The organism is Helicobacter sp. 219-2 (assembly GCF_030053225.1).
Classification (GTDB): Bacteria; Campylobacterota; Campylobacteria; order Campylobacterales; family Helicobacteraceae; genus Helicobacter; species Helicobacter pylori_C.
The window spans coordinates 304,838-323,846 of record NZ_JASGBS010000001.1; the positions used below are offsets into that span (position 1 = coordinate 304,838).

Sequence of the window (19,009 nt, forward strand, 5' to 3'; positions counted from 1 at the left end):
TGGCTGAAATTAACAATAATGGTTAAACAACCATTAAATGGAGAGGACATGCAAAAAAGTTTAGTTTCTTTGGCTTGGGTTGTTGCCGCTATTTTAGGGGCGATCTGTTTAGGGGTGTTAGCCTTACACAAGGGCGAGAGCATTAACACGCTATGGCTTGTAGTAGCGAGCGCTTGCATTTATAGCATAGGCTATCGTTTTTATAGCCATTTTATCGCTTATAGGGTGTTAAAGCTAGATGATAACAGAGCCACGCCCGCATGCGTAAGGAATGATGGCAGGGATTTTGTGCCAACCGATAAAGCGATCACTTTTGGGCATCATTTCGCCGCTATTGCTGGGGCTGGCCCTTTAGTAGGCCCGATACTAGCCGCTCAAATGGGTTACTTGCCCTCTATCTTATGGATTTTGATAGGCTCGGTTTTAGGGGGTTGCGTGCATGATTTTGTGGTGCTTTTTGCTTCCATTAGGCGCGATGGCAAGTCTTTAGGCGAAATGATCAAGCTTGAAATGGGTCAATTTGTAGGCATGATCGCAAGTCTGGGCATTTTAGGGATCATGCTCATTATCATTGCGATTTTAGCGATGGTGGTGGTGAAGGCTTTAGCGCATTCGCCTTGGGGCTTTTTTACGATCGCTATGACCATTCCCATTGCGATTCTTATGGGGCTTTACATGCGGTTTTTCAGGCCTCATAAGATTTTAGAAGTTTCTGTTATTGGCTTTATCTTATTGATTATAGCGATTTATGCGGGTAAATACGTTTCTTTAGATCCTAAATTAGCGTCAATATTCACCTTTGATGCCAGTTCTTTAGCGTGGATGATCATGGGCTATGGTTTTGTGGCTTCTATTTTACCGGTATGGTTTTTACTCGCTCCACGAGATTATTTAAGCACTTTTTTAAAAATTGGCGTTATAGGGGTGTTGGTTGTGGCTATTATTTTTGTCGCTCCGCCCTTACAAATCCCTAAAATCACGCCCTTTGTAGATGGCAGTGGGCCTGTGTTTGCAGGAAGCGTGTTCCCTTTCTTGTTTATCACGGTGGCTTGCGGGACGATTAGCGGTTTTCATGCTTTAATTTCTTCAGGCACGACCCCTAAAATGCTCGCTAAAGAAAGCGACGCAAGGCTAGTGGGCTATGGCTCTATGGTGATGGAGAGCGTTGTAGCTCTTATGGCGTTGGTGTGCGCAGGGATTTTGCACCCAGGGCTTTATTTCGCTATCAATTCGCCAGAAGTGAGCATCGGTAAAGATATAGCTGATGCGGCTTCGGTGATTAGCTCATGGGGGTTTAGTATCAGCGCTGAAGAAATCAGTGAGATGACCAAAAACATCGGCGAAAGCTCCATTTTGAGCCGCACCGGTGGGGCGCCCACTTTTGCGATTGGTTTAGCGATGATTGTGTATCACATTTTAGGGGATCCAAGCGTGATGGCGTTTTGGTATCATTTTGCGATTTTGTTTGAAGCTTTGTTCATTTTAACCGCTGTGGATGCTGGCACACGAACCGCTCGTTTCATGATCCAAGATTTGCTCGGTAATGTTTATAAGCCTTTGGGCAATCTTAGCTCTTATAAGGCTGGGATTTTTGCCACTCTTTTGTGCGTGGCGGGGTGGGGGTATTTCTTGTATCAAGGCACGATTGATCCTAAAGGGGGGATTTATACGCTATGGCCTTTATTTGGCGTGAGCAATCAGATGTTAGCGGGCATGGCGTTGTTGTTGGTTACGGTGGTGTTGTTTAAAATGGGGCGTTTTAAAGGGGCGATGATAAGCGCTTTGCCGGCAGTTTTGATTTTATTTATCACTTTTTATAGCGGTATTTTAAAGGTGGTGCCAAAGAGTAATGATAGCGTGCTGAATAATGTTTCGCATGTGGCGCAAATGCAAATCATCAAAGAAAAAATCGCGCTCACTACCGATGAAAAAGCGCTAAAAACGCTCCAAAAATCCTTTTTTAACCACGCTATTGATGCGATTTTGTGCGTGTTTTTCATGCTTGTAGCGCTACTGGTTTTAATAGTGAGCGTTAGGATTTGCTCAAACGCTTATTTTAAAAATCAAATTTACCCGCCATTGGCTGAAACGCCCTATATCAAAGCCTCTTGAATAAAAAGGGGTTTTAACCCCCCTTTAAATCCAAAAAAGTTTGATTTTGTTCGTGAAGCGTGCAAACACTAAAGGTGTTTGGGGTTTTTATTTTTGGCTCTTAAAAAGCTATCGCTTGATTTTTTAAAAGCTCAATTTTAAAGATGATTTAAAGATGATTTAAAGATGATAGGTATTTTGCTTAATGGGTATGATTTAAAAAAGGGCTTTGGCTTGAAAAGAAATTTTATATAGAGATTAGAGAAACAGCGTTAAAAAAACGCTTATCCCATCATAGGAGACAGCATCAAAAAAACGCCTGCTATCTTTTGTGATCATAGCATCAAAATGACGCCTGCTATCTTTTGTGATCATAGCGTCAAAATGACGCTATTAGGGCCGTGTATAACGCGCTCCTGTCAGAATAAAGGGCAGGGAAGTTTTTAGGCACAGGCCCGTTTTCACCCGGTTTAAAGCCTTTGTTAGTATGCACGCCATAATACGCAAGATCCACGCTGCCGCTCAAATATTCAGAGAATTTATAGCCTAAAGAGATCATCGCTCTCGCTTCCCAAGAAACCACTGAATTGGAGTATTGTGTGGCGAATTTCCATGTGAATTTTTTGGCAAAATGAGTGCCGCCACAAGAAAGGAGAATGGTAGCGGCGTCTCTTTTAAGGGCTGTGCCTGTAAAACCCGCATAGACGCTGTCACTCCCCATTATCACACCGCTTGGATTCCCCATATTGCCTATCCAACCATTAGCGTTTTGAAAGACTTTATAAAAAGCGATGGAAACATTGTAATTATTGATGTCAAAGCGTTGGCGGATAATGAGATTCTGCCCGTTTTGAGTGGCAGGCGTGTCGTATTTATAGACCGGACTCCCGTCGGATTTAACGATCATCCAAGGGTAGTAAATAGGAAAAAACCCTATGATAGCTGTATCAGAGCGAAAGCCTGTGCCGCTAAAATTAGGGTTAGAGTCCCAACCAATCTTAACGCCTGGAGCGTTAAAGATTTGAGGCGAAAGGTAATAAAAGCCTTCTATGAGGAAACGATGAGGTTTATAGGTGAGTTGCACGGCATGCGTGCCATAAAGCACCTTTCGCCCATGGCTATCATAACCTCCCTTATCGTTTTTAGTAAAGCCTCCGCTATAAGTGGTTCTAGCGGCAAACCAATCCTTCAAAAACGAACCATAAGCGAACGCCATCCCAAAAGAGCTAAACCAAGTCAAGCGCGCATGCTTGTATTGCCCAGAAACTTGAAAGCCTTGCGTTTGACCGCTTTTATAAGGCATAGTGGAGAGATAGCGTCCGGCTTTTATTTCAAAATAATTCTTATAAGCGTATTCTAAATACGCATCGCTAAAGACATAATTGCGGACATTTTTGTTGTGTTTCATGTTTTGTGTCGCTAAATCATCGCTTTGTAAGATGTTTGTATAACCCCCCATGAACCCATCATAATAACCAAAGAGGTTGTAAGCCACAGATCCGTCTTCAAACTTCTTCGTGCCGTCATAGAAAATAGATCCGACCATGCCCCCTATTTTGCCTTTTAGAACATGGTCTGAAACCTTTTTGGGTAACAGGCTAAAACCAAGCCCTAAATAGCCCGCAATCGTTGCGAATTGCTGCATAGGGTAGATACCTCTTTCTTTATTGATTTTATGCTGGTTAAAACCGATAGTGCTGGATTGATCCACAAAGCCGTTGAGCTTAGCTTCAAAACCTTGTAAAGAAGAGCTTAAAAGTGCCCCAAAGAATAAAACCTGACTTGCCTTTTTCATGCATGCCTCCTAAAATGAGATTGATAAATGCAAATGCTTTTAAAGATAAATCTATTCTTTAGTTTTTATTATTCTTAGCTTTGAAATAATTATAATATGTAAAATAATGCATATGATGAGAAAGTTAAGCTTTTAAAAGCTAAAAACGATTAATTTGTGGAAAATTTACTCTCTTTAAATTCAAATGGCTAATATGGCGATAAAATCCGTTATGATTAACGGATTATTGTGAACGGAGTGCTTGAGAATGGGGTTAAGTTTTGCTTGATTGTTTTTAGGTTTTATCTTATTGTAAGATAAAACCTATTGGTTGTAATTTTTATACAATTCTATTAAGTGCTTAGTGGAGCTGTCAAAATAAGCGTTGCTTTTATGCCCTTCTAATTCTTGTAAAATCGGCACGGCCAGTTCTTTCCCAAGCTCCACGCCCCATTGATCAAAGCTGTTAATATCCCAAATAACCCCTTGCACAAAGACTTTATGCTCATAAAGAGCCACTAAAGCCCCCATATTACTTGGTGAAATCTTTTCTAATAAAAGGACATTAGAAGGGCGGTTGCCAAAAAACACCCTGTGGTGGGCTAAATCTTTAGCTTCATCTTTGTCTAAGCCTTTAAAGAGCAATTCCCCAAGCGCTTCTTCATAACTCTTGCCTTTCATGAAAGCTTGCGCTTGCGCTAAAACATTGCTGAATAAAATTTCATGGTGGCCTTTAGCGTTAGGCTTTTTATCTAAGGAAGCGATAAAATCAATGGGTATTAAATGCGTGCCTTGATGCAAGAGCTGGAAAAAGGCGTGCTGAGCGTTAATGCCCATATCGCCCCAAACAACAGGGCAGGTGTCATAGGGGATGATTTCGCCTTTTTTGCTGATGCGTTTGCCATTGCTTTCCATATCTAATTGCTGAATGAATTTAGGGAAATGCCTTAAATACTGATCGTAAGGAGCGATTAAATGGCTTTTGGATTGGAAAAAATTGATATACCACACGCCAATTAGCCCCATTAAAACGGGTAAATTGCTTTCAAAAGGGGCGTTTCTAAAATGCTCATCCATCAAATACGCTCCTTTCAAAAGAGCGTTAAAATTTTTCTTCCCTAAATAGATCATAATGGATAAGCCAATAGCCGACCACAAACTATAGCGCCCCCCTACAAAATCCCAAAATTCAAACATGTTATGCTCGTCAATGCCAAATTGTTGCACGGCTTCTTTATTAGTGGATACCGCTACAAAGTGCTTAGCGATATGCTTTTCATCGCCACTTCTTTCTACAAACCATTTTCTAGCGGTTAGGGCGTTGGTTAAGGTTTCTTGAGTAGAAAAAGTCTTAGAAGCCACGATAAAAAGCGTGCTGGCTGGATTGAGTTTTTCTAAAACATCTAAAATCTGTGTGCCATCCACATTAGACACAAAATGCATTTTTAATCTCGGGTGGGCGTAGCGTTTTAAGGCGGTGCAAACCATTAAAGCGCCCAAATCTGACCCCCCAATGCCGATATTGACAATATCGGTGATCACTTGATTGGTATAGCCTAATCTTTTACCGCTCCTCACGCTATCGCTAAAGGCTCGCATGCGTTTTAAAACGCTCCTAATACTTTTTAACACTTCCATGTTGTCTAGTAAAATTTCAGTGTCATTCAAGCTTCTTAAAGCGGTGTGTAAAACGGCCCTTTTTTCGGTGGTGTTGATTTTTTCGCCCTTAAACATCGCTTCAATTTTTTCTTTTAAAGAGCAGTCATTCGCTAATTCAAAAAGAAGCTTTAAAGTGGTATCGTTCAAGCGGTTTTTGGAATAATCCAAGCTCAAGCTTTCAAATTGCACAAAATAACGGCTCGCTCGCTCTTTGTCTTTAGAAAACCAATCGCGCATATGTGCTTCTTTGATTTCTTCATAATGTTTGAGTAATTTTGGATAAGTTTTTAATTGGGTTAGCATCAATACCCCTTCAATTAAAAGATATAACGCTGTATTATAAGCTAGTTTTAATTACAATTTTCAAATGTTAAGAAAAAACATTTTAGCTTACTATGGGGCGAATTTTCTCTTAATCATCGCTCAAAGCTTGCCCCATGCGATTTTAACTCCCCTGTTGCTTTCTAAAGGGCTTAGTTTGAGTGAAATCTTGCTCGTGCAAACCTTTTTTAGCTTTTGCGTGCTAGTGGCTGAATACCCAAGCGGCGTTTTAGCGGATTTGATGAGCCGGAAAAATTTATTCCTTGTTTCTAATACCTTTTTAATCGCTAGTTTTTCGTTTGTGCTATTTTTTGATAGCTTTATCTTCATGCTTTTAGCATGGGGGCTGTATGGTTTGTATGGCGCATGCTCTAGCGGCACGATTGAAGCTTCACTCATCACAGATATTAAAGAAAATAAAAAGGATTTGTCCCGGTTTTTAGCTAAAAACAATCAAATCGCTTATTTGGGCATGATTATAGGGAGTTCTTTGGGGTCGTTTTTGTATCTCAAAGTCCATGCGATGCTGTATGTCGTGGGGATTTTTTTAATCATGCTCTGTGCGCTAACGATCGTCATTTATTTTAAAGAAAAAGAAGAAGATTTTAAAAGCCAAAAAAGTTTGAAACTCCTTAAAGAGCAGGTCAAAGGCAGTCTTAAAGAGCTTAAAGATAACCCCAAGCTTAAAATTTTGTTAGTGGGGCATTTGATTACGCCCGTCTTTTTTATGAGTCATTTTCAAATGTGGCAAGCGTATTTTTTAAAACAAGGCATTAAAGAGCAATACCTTTTTATATTTTATATCGCTTTTCAAGTGATTTCCATCCTCATTCATTTTTTAAAAGCTTCAAATTACAGCCAAAAAATCGCCCTAAGTTCGCTTTTGGTGTTGCTGGGCGTTAGCCCCTTATTACTTACGAATATCCCTTATTGTTTCATAGGGGTGTATGCGTTCATGGTGGCGTTTTTCACTTATATGAGTTATTGCTTGGGGTATCAATTCTCCAAATTTGTTTCTAAAAACAACATTTCATCGCTCTCATCGCTTTTATCAAGCTGTGTGCGCGTGGTCTCTGTGCTAATCTTATCGCTCAGCAGCCTGGAGTTGCGTTACTTTTCGCCCCTAACTATCATAACCATGCATTTTGCCTTAACGCTTATAGCGCTCTTTTTCTTTTTGTATAAGGCTAAGCCGTTTGCTGAGTGATGAATATAGAATGCAAAAAATGCCAAAAAGCATTTTTTAAATGAAAATGTAAAAGAGCTTGACGCTAGTCAAGCGATAGCTTATTAAAAAGCGGTCTTGGGGGTTAGGGGGTTTATTAAGGGGGTTAAGGGGGTATTATCGTACCCCCTATCCCCTTAAGGAAATGGGTTTTGCTATAGAATAAAATATAAAACTACAACCTTTTAGCGATTTCTATAGCGGCATCATAGCCATGGTTTAAAGCGGTAGCGATGCTCGCCCCTGATTTGAATAAAATATCGCCCACGATGAATAAATTAGGGATATTGTTGCTCTCTAAATTTTCTTTCACTACAGGGATATTGGTGCTGGGATCTAATTCTAAGGAACAGCGTTTAAAAAATTCTAAAGGGGTAGAACCGCCGATGGCATACAGCAAGCGATCAAAACTTTCGCTCGTGTTATCGGTGAAATTGACCTTAATTTGAGCGCCATTTTCTTCTAGGCTTTCAATATCCACTCCAAGCTTGCTTTTAAGCGTGTTATTGTCTAGGACTTCTTGCAAGTTTTTAGCGTTGTCTTCATTGATGCGGCTGAATTCTTTTTTGCGGTAATTGAGAGTGGTAGGGGTGGTTTTACACAAAGCAATGGCGTATTCCACCGCTGAGTTGCCTCCGCCGATCACAAGGGTTTTTTCATTTTCCTTACAATCGTTGATGCTAAAAACCACTTGTTTGGAGAGTGCAACAGGGATTTTATAAGTAGTGGGGCGGTTTGGTTGGCCCATTTTCCCGATCGCAACCACCACAAATTTAGCATGATAGGTTGTATTAGAAGTGGTGGTGATTTTAAAGTGTTCGCCTTCTTTTTTCACGCTCTCAATATCGGTTTTATAGCTTGGCGTGATGCGATGCTCTTTTAAAAGGTTAGTGAAATTCTCTAAAGTTTCTTCTTTAAAGCTGTCTTTAAAAGGGATATGCCCTTTAAGCTCCACGATTTGCTTTTTATAATCTTTATCAATCCTTTTACCGGCTTTATAAAACTTCTCTATCATGCCTGAATGGCTTTCGGTTTTTTCGCATAAAAGCACCTTTTTAACGCCGGCTATTTCGCATTCTACGGCTGTGGCAATGCCCCCAGGCCCTGCACCCACTATCAACACATCTAAAATTTCTTGGTTCATTTCTATCCTTTTATTTTCTTTTTAATTCTCTTGGCGTTTTTCTTGTAAAATCGCTTCGTTCAAATCGCTTGTGCTGTCATACAACACGCTTTCAAGCATGCGTTTTTCATCGTCAAACTGACCGCTTTTAACCCCCCATAAAAACGCTATTAAGCCTATCAATCCCATAAGCACTGAGACAACTAACATGATGGTTAAAATTTCTGTATTCATCTCTATTTTTTTAGGTTATTAGAATAACGCTGTCATTATACTAAAAGATAGCGTTTAAATCACCAATAGGTTGAATAAGTTTGGATAACATGAAAATAAAAACGAATCAAAAGAGGGTTTTATGCAAGAAGCGTTGTTGCGTTTTCAAGAGGGTTTTAAGGAGTGGGGTTATCTTATTTTGTTTGTGTATTCTTTGGGGGGTGGGTATGTGGGGATTGTCATCGCTTCTATTTTGAGCGTGACCACGCACGCTTTGGACATAAAAATAACCATTCTTGTCGCTTTTTTAGGGAATATGGTAGGGAGTGGGGCTCTTGTAATCTTTGCCCGCTATCAAAAAAGAGAATTTTTGCAATATTTCCAAAAGCACAGAAGAAAGCTTGCTTTAGCGAGTTTGTGGGTGAAACGCTACGCCTTGCTCATGATTTTTGTCAATAAATATTTGTATGGGATTAAAAGCGTTGTGCCTTTGGCGGTTGGTTTTAGCAAATACCCTTTAAAAAGATTTTTATGGCTTAATGTTTTATCCAGTTTTTTGTGGGCGCTGATCGTGGGGAGCGTTTCTTTTCAAGCGAGCGATTGGGTGAAAACGCTGTATGAAAGGCTTTCTCATTACACTTCGTTTTTTCTTATTGGTTTGGTTCTTGTGTTGCTTTTAATATGGTTTTTATTGAAACGATATTCGCGCAAAATGGGTTTTTAAGCAAGATGTTTAATTAAATGCGCTAAACTACGCCCACAAGCATTCGTATAAGCGGATGCGTTAATATCTTAAAAATAAGGATTGAGAATATGGGAAAAATTGGTATCTTTTTTGGGACAGACAGCGGGAACGCTGAAGCTATCGCTGAAAAAATCAGCAAGGCTATTGGTAATGCCGAGGTGATTGATGTGGCTAAAGCTTCTAAAGAGCAATTTGATAGCTTTACAAAGGTTATTTTGGTCGCTCCAACAGCGGGTGCGGGCGATTTGCAAACAGATTGGGAAGACTTTTTAGGCACGCTAGAAGCGAGCGACTTTGCGAATAAAACCATTGGGCTTGTAGGCTTGGGCGATCAAGACACTTACAGCGAAACTTTTGCAGAAGGCATTTTCCACATTTATGAAAAAGCCAAAGCCGGTAAAGTGGTAGGGCAAACTCCCACTGATGGTTATCATTTTGAAGCTTCTAAAGCGGTAGAAGGCGGTAAATTCGTGGGTCTTGTGATTGATGAAGACAATCAAGATGATCTCACTGATGAGAGGATTTCAAAATGGGTAGAACAAATTAAAGGTTCTTTCGCTTAATCTTATAGGCCCTAAATTTTAGGGCTTTTTAGACTCCTTTTTATATCTTTAATGCTAGAAATAGACAATCAAACCCCGCTAGAATTAGACTTTTTATTATTAGAAAAAATCGCAAATGTTTTAGCCCCCACTCAAATTATTGAGCTTGTTTTAGTGAGCGATAAAACCATGCGAGAAATTAACAGGGATTTTAGGGGTTGTGATTACGCTACCGATGTTTTAAGCTTCCCTTTAGAAGCGATTCCTCACACCCCTTTAGGGAGCGTGGTGATTAACATGCCATTAGCTCAAACAAACGCCTTGAAATTAGGGCATAGCTTAGAAGATGAGATCGCTCTTTTATTCATTCATGGGGTGTTGCACTTGTTAGGCTGTGACCATGAAAAAGATAAGGGCGAACAACGCCAAAAAGAGAGCGAACTCATTAAAGCTTTTAACTTGCCTTTGAGTTTGATTGAACGCGCACAGGATTAGTTTTAGACCTTCTCTAACGCTGACAAATAAAGCTTTTAATTTTTAAGAATGGAATTTTAAAGCCCTTCATAATAATACGACTGCGTGATGCCTTTAATGAAAGTTAAGGGATCGTTGATATTAGAACTCAAATGTTTTTTTAAAAGCGTTTTGATTTCCAAATCATTCACGGGACTTCTTTCCATAGCACTCAAATAAGCGGCTTTATCAATCCTATCCCAAAGCACGATTTTTTTCAATTCCTTTTTAAGCAATAAATCAAGCCATATCCTAGCCGCTCTGCCATTACCATCCAAAAAAGGGTGAGCGATATTCATTTCCACATATTTTTCTATGATTTGATTGAAATGGCTTTGCGGCATGCTCTCAATTCTGGGTAAAATCAAATCCAAATACAAGCAGTTAGCGAACCTGAAATTTCCTTTAGCAATATTTTTATCCCTGATTTTCCCAGCAAATTCATACAACCCTTCAAACAAAAACCGATGGATTTCTTGCAAGCCTTTGATCGTGCCTACTTCTATGGTGTCAATCAGACCGCTTTGGATCAAATGCTTGGCTTTTTCTAAACTCTGCCTGTCTAAATGCATCGCGCTTATTTTTTAAGAGTGTAATTTTTAGGGCGCATTTTTTTCACGCTCTTTTGGCATGCTTTGATAAACGCTCCCCTAACCCCCTTTTTTTCTAAAACGCTCAAGCCTTCAATCGTTGCGCCTTTAGGGGTGCAAATTTGCTCTATAATCATCTCGGGGCGTTCTTTTTCTAAAAGCCTGGCAAAGCCTTTAAAACTCATTTTCACCAATTCTAAAGAATCTCTAGCGTTCAAGCCCTCCCTAATACCGGCATCTTTCAAACTGCTCGCTACCAAGCTTAAAAACGCAAGCGCGCTCCCGTTTGTCGCCACGCTGGCATCCACCAACTCTTCATTACCCACTCGCACGCAATTCCCAAAACTCTCAATAATGCTCAAAGCCTTTTGGCTTATTAAGGGCATGGGCGATTTTTCGCACACCGCTGTAGAAGAAAGGGCGAACTTGCTCGCGATATTGGGCATGCATTTTAGGTAATGCAAAGAATCTATCGCATCGCTTAAAGCTTTAAAACCCACACCAGCTAGCACGCTCAAAACGCTTTTAGCTTGCCCTTGATAATTAAAATCCTTAAGGTTATAAGGCTTAAAAAGTAAAAACACGAATTTTTGGTGTATATCAATAGCGTCTTTATAGGGAATGATGCGCGCTTGAATGTTTTTTTCTTGTAAAAAGGGGGCGATCTTTTCAGGGTTTCGCCCGGTAATCTCTAAAATAAAACGCTTGGATAAAATTTCATGAGAGCCTTCTAAAATCGCTTGAGCCATATTCCCATAGCCGATGAATTGTAAGATTTCCATGACACACCCTTTTTTAAAACCCCATGATGTAATTGATATAGAAAGTATAAAGCCTCCTGTAACTCACATCAGCCCCAGCGCTTCTCAAATACGCTTGATTGATGAGAGGCACTTTGATCCCAAATTCCACGCTCTTTTGGCTTATAACCCCTTGATTGTGGAATTTCTTAGCAAAACGCTTAAACTCCGCGAAATTGGTGCGCACCCCAAAATTCAGCGCCACTTGAAAATTCGTTGAATGGATGTCATTAGCGTTCCCCCAATTGTCAATGATTTGTTGCCTTAAGGAGCTAAGCCAGGTTGCACCGCCCAGTTGGACCCCAGCAAATAGCCCAAAATTCAACGCTTTAGTGTTGTAAGTCCTCCTGAATAGATTCCATAAAAAATCCGTGCCTACCCCATAAGCAAAGATATTCGCTTTCACGCTTTGATTGGCTAGGCCTATTTCACTAAAGCCGTAATCAAAGAAAAAATAATGCCTAAGGCCCAATTTCCTAGCCTTACCAAAGAAGTATTTATAGCCCAAACCAACCCCTAAGCCATTGCTCATGCCATGTTGGGTGCTTTTAGCGGCCACATACTGGCTTAAAACGGGTTGAGAGCCGTAGTTATTGGCTTGATTTTGCGCGTTTTGAACCTGATTTTTAGCGTTAATCATCGCATCAATGAGTTTTTGTTGCACCATAAAGAATGTTTTATCCCCTAAAAGCTGCCGTAAGGTTTGCGAGAATGACTGAATGGTGGTGGTGTTAGAAGTGATTTCTTGGAGCAAGGTTAAAATCGCATTAGGGCTAATGTCGTTTTGCAAGGCTTGAAACCCTTGAGAAATAGCGCTCGTAATGGCTTGAAAAGCGCTTGTAAGACTAGCACTACTGCTATTATTGTCATTATTTTGGATAAACCCGGCGGTTTTAATAAATTCGGTGAGCAAATTAATTAAATTATTCGTATCGCTCACCCCATTGGTGGGGATTGCCCCTAAAAGGTTGATAAGCCCACCGGAGCAAGTAGAGCTAGTGCCACTATTACCATTACACAAATTACTGAGACTGCTACTATTGTTTTTTAACGCTTCAAAGAATTGTTTTAAGCCGTTTTCAACGCCCTTATTATTCCCAGAGCTGGCGATAATGTTGGCTATTTTTTGGGCGTCATTATAGACTTTTTGCAAGCTATTATTTTCGCTAGTGGTTGCGGTGGTGGCACTTTGTTGTTTATTGGGTCCATAACAATTGCTCCCACTCGTTCCATTGCTCCCGTTGGTGCTATTGCATGGCGTATAGCCGTTATTATTACTACTGCCTCCGCCCCCGCCACCTCCTCCACTACCCCCACTATTGCTATAAGTCCCCAGCTTTCCCTCGCTGGCGTCTGTGAGCATTTGGTAGGCTGTGTTGATTTGACTAGTTCCGTTCCCATTACCCCCATTACTGCTCCCATTAACGCCTTTAAGATTTGTGATAATTTGATTGAGCAAACCACCGCTAGTGAGCGTGATTTGTTGGACATTGTAGGTGATGCTGTTCCCACCACTATTGCCACTTTGAGTTGTTGCTTGTGTTTGATACCCTAAAGCGCTTTGTAACCCGCTGTAATAAGCCTTAGAATCCGACCATTGCTGATAGCACCAGTTACTACCACTCCCATTCATTCCGCTCGCGCATGGGTTATTATTGCTTGCTGATCCGCTTGTTTGCTGGGTTTGTTGGCTCTGAGCGATTAAAGCGCTCATGTCTGTAGGTACTTGCTGGTTAATGGTATTGATGAGCTGGTAAAAATTCGCTCTTAATTGGATGCGTAAATCTTGGTTATTGTTAGGAGTCATTTCTTGCGATTGACTCCCATTAGTGTTATAAATCGCATTCGCCCAAGCTTGGATATTACTTTCTTGGTTTTGAAAAGCGTTTTGAATGCTTTGTTGGAAATTGCTGACATTTTGCAATACGGCATTTAAAGCGCCCATCACCGTGCTGTTAGGGGATTGAGTGGTTGCCCCACTGCTTTGATTGAAGCTAGTCGTTTTAGCTTCTTCTTCATTATTCACCATTACCATCGCTTTTAGTTTAGAAGCGTTGCTTTTAGCTTGAGTATTAGCGCTAGTAGTAGAGCTTAAAATATTTTGCAATTGGGAGTTCCCGCTGATGCTCAAACCCCCTGAAGAATTGTTGTTATTGCATGCATCTTGCGAGCCGTTACTGCCATTTGGGCATAGTATCTTAGCGTTTTTTTGCAAATTTTCTTCTGAAGTTTTTAAAGAGTTATAAACGCTCCACACTTGAGAAACAAGGTTAAAAGAATTCACGCCGATCTGCTCTTTGCCCCCTATGGTTTGGACTTTGGATGTAGCGACTAAAGAATTATCAAAACTGCTTGTGGAACTTGTGGAGCTTGTGGCTGAGCATGAAATCCCGCTAGAAGCGTTGCTAGTAATACTCCCGGTAGCGCTTGCGCAATCATAGGCGCTGATATTTTGCCCTTGAGCGTTGGTAACGGTGCCGATTTGGTAGTTATTGGAAGTGTTTTTGAGCAAGTTTTTAGGCTCAGTAAAACTGATCCAAGAAATTTGTTTTAAAGCGTTATTGTATTGTTCTATCGTGCTTTGATAGGCTTGGAAATTCAAAGCGTTGTGCAAGTTGTTTAAATTATAGGTGGTGTTGTTGATCGCATTGTTGTCTAAAGTGTTGATAGCAACGCTTTGAAGCTTTTGAGCGATGGCTTGGACTTGCTGGTTGGCTTGGTTATTTGAAGTGGGGGTTGCGGCTAAAGGGGCTAAATTTTGGATGAATTGCTCTAAGCATTGGACTTGATTGGCGCAACCATTGGGGTTATTTTGATTATTAGCGCTTAATTCCCCTTGTAAGGTGTTCATTAAAAGGGTGTTGTTGTATTGTTGTTGGTTATTGCTGTTTGAAGAAGTAGAGCCTAAAATGGAATTAGTGGGATAAAATACGATTTGTCCCGGTGGGTTTAACACCACATGCGTTGAGGTTGTGGTGGGGAAAACCCCTACCCCTAAAGTGTTTAAAGCGTTAACAAGAGCGCTCACATAAGCGGTATTATTGCTAGAGGCATTCACCGCATCGGTTAGATTGGAGAGTAAGGATTGTGCGTAAGTGGTGCTAGTGGTTTTAGTGATGCTGTGTTCAACTTGTTGCAACAATTCTGCCATGGATTGTGCGGTGTTTTGGAGCTGGGCTTTGACTTCTTTGGTGTTGTTGCTAGGATTAAGGCCATTGATAGAGCTAATGATGTTAGAGCTTAGCGCGATGCCTTGATCAAACGCGCTCTGGGTGTTAGAGAGAAGTTTGGCTGTGATTTGTGAAGAATGGGCTTTCAAAGGATCAGAGCTTCCTTTAAGTCCTATGATTTGTTGGGAAATGCTAGAGATTTGACGGCTAGAATAAAAGTCTTTTCTTTTGCCAATTTGATTTAAGATATTAGAAATGCCCTCTAATTGGTTGCCCACGGTGTTACTCACGCCATAGCCTAAAGCGTCAATGACGCTTTGAGAGCTTAAAGTGATAAGGCCGGTAGTAGGCCCTGCAATATTGATCGCGCTTTGAGTGATGCTATTGATACTGCTTTCATTTTCTAAGAGTTGTTTGTTATTGATAAATTGTTGCGTGCCACCGATTTGATAGCCTACAGACATATACCAGCCATTGTCTTCAGCTAAGAGAGAGCCAATTAAAAAGAATGGTATAAATTTTTTAGCTTTTCTTATCATATTTTTCCCTTATATTTAATCAAAAGCCTATGTTGTAGCCCACATAAAAACTAAAGGCTCTTCTATACTTCGCTGTAACGCCTTCTGATTGGTAATAGGTGTGATAAAGCACCGGTATTTTAACGCCAAATTCTATCCCTTGAGAAAAACGAGATCTTCTTTGATGAGCGATTTTGGAAAAATTAGTCCTTATGCCTAAATCAAAAAGGAATTGGAAAGAAGTGTCTTTGGGCTTAAGATGGTTGCCATCCACTTGATCTAAAAAATTCGTTTTCCAGGTTTGCCCTGCAAGTTGGATCCCGGCAAAAAAACCTATATCTATCGCTTCAGTCCCCCTTTTTCGGGTGAAAACATTATAAAGAAAGTCTGTGCCTGCCCCATAGCTAGAGAGAGTGGTTTTCACTAAAGAAGGTCCTGCGCCAAATTGCGCGTAACCAAAATCATAAAAGCCATAATACCTAAGCCCAAACATGCGCTTTTTGCCAAAGAATTGCTTATAGCCCATTTTCACGCCAAAGCCGTTCATGTTGTTAGAATTAGAGTTATGCTCCAAAAAATTCCTAGCAAAGCCCATTTGATAGACTTGATTCACTTTAGTTTGCATTTCATCAATCACCCCGCCAATCACTGCTTTAGAGCGATAAAGCCCATAAGCCATTAAAGTTTTTGCCGTGGGGGAATAGGGGTTGGCTAAGATCTTGTCTATTTGTGCAGGGGTGGGGGCGTTTGTGGCTTGCTCTAGTTGGTTCATGATGACTTTTTGCTCTTGTTGGGCTTGTTGCGGGGTTAAATTATTTTGTGGGGTTGAATTATTAGTGTTAGCTTTTCCTCCATAGCTAGGCAAGAAATTCAAACCTTTATTGTTTAAATCCAAATAGGGAGCGACCCAATTGGTGATGAAATCCCCATACGCTACGGTGTTATTGAGTAAGCTTTCCCCATAGTTGATCGCTTCTTGCATCTGGCTATAGCTTGAAGTGCCTGTCAGCTTAGCGGCTTTATTGGCGAAATTTTGCATGCCTGAAAAAATCATAGAAGCGGTGATGCCATTAGCGATGATGCTATCAGCTAAATAATAGACTGCCGAGCTAGGGTGGTAGGTATATTGGCCATTACCTGATCCAATTGTCGCTCCAGCAGGTAATTCTTTTAAGGGCGCTTGCGTGCCGTTAGCGTTGCCGTTTTTAGTGTAATAACCTGGGCCGCTAAAGCTTTGGTAGCCTTGTTGGGAATTGCTGCCATTAGGGGCTTTGTTGTAAGTGAAGCCAAATTGCTTTTCATTGGCTAATCCCCCTAAAATCCCTGCTTGCATTAAAGCCTGGAAGATGTTTTGGGCGTTTTGAGCGATAGAGTTAGCTTCATTAGTGGCGGTGCATTGGTTTTGAGTGCTGCAAATGGTTTGATTACCGCTTGCTGTGGCTAAGCCGTCTTGTAAAAGGTGTTGCAAGACTTCAGGGCTAAAACTCACAGAACTGCCATCAGGGGTGCTAAAAGATTTATTCGTTAAGGTTTGGTTATACCAGAGCGTGGTTAAAGCGTTGGTAATATCATCGTTTAAAGCGTTCATGACACTGGCTAGACCTTCAGGCAAGGCAATAACAGTGCTTTGATTGCCGAATTTGACATTAAAGACTTTGGCGTTAGAAAGATTTTCATGGTTACGGATTAAAGTTTCGCCGATGAGTTGGGTGAGCTTGTCTAAATTACTGACCAGAGATTGCATATCAAAGGTGGCATTGACATTGCCTCTTGGGGGGTTGTTGCCTGTATCGCCGTTATTTTCTTTAGGATAGCCCCCCGCATAGAGCAGACATCTTTTAGAAGGATCAGGGCAGAGCATTTGCATTAAAACTCTAGTTTGTTGCCCCATCGCTTCTAAATAATAGGCTAAAGGCACTGCCGCAGATTCTAGAGCGATAGCGTTTTGGCGGATGTAGGTGGATGCGTCTTGACTAGCGTTAAGCCCTGAGTTATCCACCCTTTGAATGGCTAGAGAAGTTTGATAACTCACCCCCATAAAAAACCCGTCATCTTCAGCCGCTAAGGGATTAAGAAAAAATAAGGGGAGTAGGCTAGAACAGATAAGCCATTTTTTATTAAAAATAAAGTCTTGCAAGGGGTTATCCTTTTCTTTTTAAAAGATTTGAGCTATCCTAAATTTTATCTTATTTATCGCTTAAGTTTAATGGTTGGTCGCTTAATTGTTGATTAAAATGGGCTATTTTAGGTGTTCAAAATCGTTTCAATGATGGTTTTTGCGCCGTCTTTAGCGATCTTTTGTTGCAATTTGTTGCTGATAGTGGTGAGGTTTTTATTGCCTTGATCGTCTTTTTGGTTGAGCTTTCTAATGACTTCAAAGAGTTTTTTAGGCAATAATTCATTTTGAGGCACGACATAGCATAGGTTTTCTTTTTCAAATTCTAAGACATTGTAATACTGGTGGTTATTGCTTGCAAAAGGGTAGGGGATAAAAATCGTGGGTAAGCCATTGGCGCACAATTCCCACACGCTGCTAGCACCCGCTCGGCTCACACACAAATCCGCCCTGTGCATGACTTCTGTGATGTTATTGTGGAAAGCAAACAAATCTATCTTATCCAACAGCCCCAATTCCTGGTAAAAAAAACGCATTCTTTCATGAGCGTCTGAGCCACAAATATGCGTGATCTTAATCCCTTGTTTGGTGAGTTTAGGAGCGTTTAATAAAGCGAATTCATTGATCGCTTTTGCCCCTTGCGAACCGCCTAAAAATAAAATATGCTTGATTTCAGTGCGAGTCCTAGCAAAATCAAAAAAAGCGTTTTGCACGGGATAGGAGGTTAAAACATGATTTCCTTTATCTTTAAAGGCATAGCTTGAAAACACCGCTTTAGCTTTAGGGGAAAGGTAGCGATTAAGAGAGCCTTTAATCGCATTTTGCTCATGGATATAAAGGGGTATTTTATTGAGTAAGCTTGCAAAACTCGCCGGCCCTGCGCTAAACCCTCCCACGCTAATGGTGTGCGTGATCTGGTGTTTTTTTAAGATTTCTTTAGCCTTAAATGCGGCTTTAGCTTGCAAGAATAAAGAGCCTATTTTTTTAAAAAAGCTTTTATTGACCACGCCTTGCGTGTTGAAAAAATAGCGTTCGCTAAACAGGGGGCTATTTTCAAACCATTCTTTATCTTGCCCATAAGTTGAGCCTAAATAAATAGCCTCTATGCCTTGTTTTTCTAATTCTATGGCTAAGGCTTTAGCGATGGAGAGATGCCCACCTGTGCCTCCCCCTGTGAGAGCGAATTTCATGCTAAAAACCCTTAAGCTCGTTCTCTTTCTTGAATCACAAAGCTTTTTAAAGGATCTCTAAAGCCAAAATCCGGATAATCCATCATAGAAAGTGCGACTTGAGCGCCAAAGCCATTTTTGGAATTAAACACCAAAGGGGCTAAGAAATTAACCATAGAATCTTCTAATTTTTTTTGCAACACGACCACGCAATACACCTCAACTTTGGAATGAGAATCTAATTCTAGCAGTAATTCTATGTATTTGGGTATCACAAAGCTGTATTCCCTCAAACAATAAGGATTCACTAAAACCATATCCAACGCCATGGGGGAATTGGTTTGGCCAATTAATCGGCTGAATAAGGAATCAATTTTTTCCAAACGCACTTCATGGATATGCTCAAATCCTAAAATAGGGGCTTTTAAAAAGTAATTCAC

General features: G+C 40.6%; 15 protein-coding genes. 5 read left to right on the forward strand and 10 right to left on the reverse strand.

What is annotated here, in order from left to right; genetic code table 11:
- The first annotated feature begins 18 nt into the window (after positions 1 to 18).
- Complete coding sequence (locus P6280_RS01620; RefSeq protein ID WP_283236801.1) at positions 19 to 2,112, forward strand: carbon starvation CstA family protein; 2,094 nt, start codon at positions 19 to 21, stop codon at positions 2,110 to 2,112.
- A gap of 358 nt (positions 2,113 to 2,470) precedes the next feature.
- Here the strand turns inward: P6280_RS01620 and hofH are convergent, their stop codons facing one another.
- Both hofH and pgi read right to left on the reverse strand, forming a co-directional pair.
- A complete protein-coding gene (gene hofH, locus P6280_RS01625) occupies positions 2,471 to 3,886 on the reverse strand; it encodes an outer membrane beta-barrel protein HofH (protein WP_283236802.1) in 1,416 nt (471 codons plus the stop codon).
- A gap of 303 nt (positions 3,887 to 4,189) precedes the next feature.
- Positions 4,190 to 5,827, reverse strand: coding sequence for a glucose-6-phosphate isomerase (gene pgi / locus P6280_RS01630; RefSeq protein WP_220825918.1), 1,638 nt, complete (start codon positions 5,825 to 5,827; stop codon positions 4,190 to 4,192).
- Positions 5,828 to 5,891: 64 nt separating this feature from the next.
- Between pgi and P6280_RS01635 the strand changes: the two genes are divergently transcribed.
- Entirely contained in the window at positions 5,892 to 7,052 is a 1,161-nt protein-coding gene (locus P6280_RS01635) for an HP1165 family MFS efflux transporter (RefSeq protein WP_283236803.1), read from the forward strand.
- 193 nt (positions 7,053 to 7,245) lie between these two features.
- Here P6280_RS01635 and P6280_RS01640 read toward each other — a convergent pair whose 3' ends face one another.
- A complete protein-coding gene (locus P6280_RS01640) occupies positions 7,246 to 8,214 on the reverse strand; it encodes an NAD(P)-binding domain-containing protein (RefSeq protein WP_126130858.1) in 969 nt (322 codons plus the stop codon).
- A 21-nt stretch (positions 8,215 to 8,235) separates the two neighbouring features.
- Complete coding sequence (gene ccoS, locus P6280_RS01645; protein WP_001090943.1) at positions 8,236 to 8,427, reverse strand: cbb3-type cytochrome oxidase assembly protein CcoS; 192 nt, start codon at positions 8,425 to 8,427, stop codon at positions 8,236 to 8,238.
- Positions 8,428 to 8,548: 121 nt separating this feature from the next.
- Here ccoS and P6280_RS01650 point away from each other — a divergent pair, with 121 nt between their 5' ends.
- From P6280_RS01650 to ybeY, 3 genes are all read left to right on the forward strand, one after another.
- On the forward strand, positions 8,549 to 9,130 hold the full coding sequence (locus tag P6280_RS01650) for a DedA family protein (protein WP_283236804.1): 582 nt from the start codon (positions 8,549 to 8,551) through the stop codon (positions 9,128 to 9,130).
- 89 nt (positions 9,131 to 9,219) lie between these two features.
- A complete protein-coding gene (locus tag P6280_RS01655) occupies positions 9,220 to 9,714 on the forward strand; it encodes a flavodoxin (protein ID WP_021306790.1) in 495 nt (164 codons plus the stop codon).
- A gap of 51 nt (positions 9,715 to 9,765) precedes the next feature.
- A complete protein-coding gene (gene ybeY / locus P6280_RS01660) occupies positions 9,766 to 10,188 on the forward strand; it encodes an rRNA maturation RNase YbeY (RefSeq protein WP_283236805.1) in 423 nt (140 codons plus the stop codon).
- A 56-nt stretch (positions 10,189 to 10,244) separates the two neighbouring features.
- Here the strand turns inward: ybeY and fic are convergent, their stop codons facing one another.
- The 6 genes from fic to fliW all read right to left on the reverse strand — a co-directional run bounded on the left by fic (position 10,245) and on the right by fliW (position 19,009).
- Complete coding sequence (fic, locus tag P6280_RS01665) at positions 10,245 to 10,778, reverse strand: protein adenylyltransferase Fic (protein ID WP_283236806.1); 534 nt, start codon at positions 10,776 to 10,778, stop codon at positions 10,245 to 10,247.
- A 5-nt stretch (positions 10,779 to 10,783) separates the two neighbouring features.
- Entirely contained in the window at positions 10,784 to 11,578 is a 795-nt protein-coding gene (gene proC, locus P6280_RS01670; RefSeq protein ID WP_283236807.1) for a pyrroline-5-carboxylate reductase, read from the reverse strand.
- 13 nt (positions 11,579 to 11,591) lie between these two features.
- A complete protein-coding gene (hopL, locus tag P6280_RS01675) occupies positions 11,592 to 15,305 on the reverse strand; it encodes a Hop family outer membrane protein HopL (protein WP_283236808.1) in 3,714 nt (1,237 codons plus the stop codon).
- 19 nt (positions 15,306 to 15,324) lie between these two features.
- The gene (hopI, locus tag P6280_RS01680; RefSeq protein ID WP_283236809.1) at positions 15,325 to 17,421 is read right to left on the reverse strand and encodes a Hop family outer membrane protein HopI; all 2,097 of its coding nucleotides are present in this window, start codon (positions 17,419 to 17,421) and stop codon (positions 15,325 to 15,327) included.
- Positions 17,422 to 17,528: 107 nt separating this feature from the next.
- Complete coding sequence (gene murG / locus P6280_RS01685) at positions 17,529 to 18,590, reverse strand: undecaprenyldiphospho-muramoylpentapeptide beta-N-acetylglucosaminyltransferase (RefSeq protein ID WP_283236810.1); 1,062 nt, start codon at positions 18,588 to 18,590, stop codon at positions 17,529 to 17,531.
- Between the two features lie 11 nt (positions 18,591 to 18,601).
- The gene (gene fliW, locus P6280_RS01690; RefSeq protein ID WP_096469388.1) at positions 18,602 to 19,009 is read right to left on the reverse strand and encodes a flagellar assembly protein FliW; all 408 of its coding nucleotides are present in this window, start codon (positions 19,007 to 19,009) and stop codon (positions 18,602 to 18,604) included.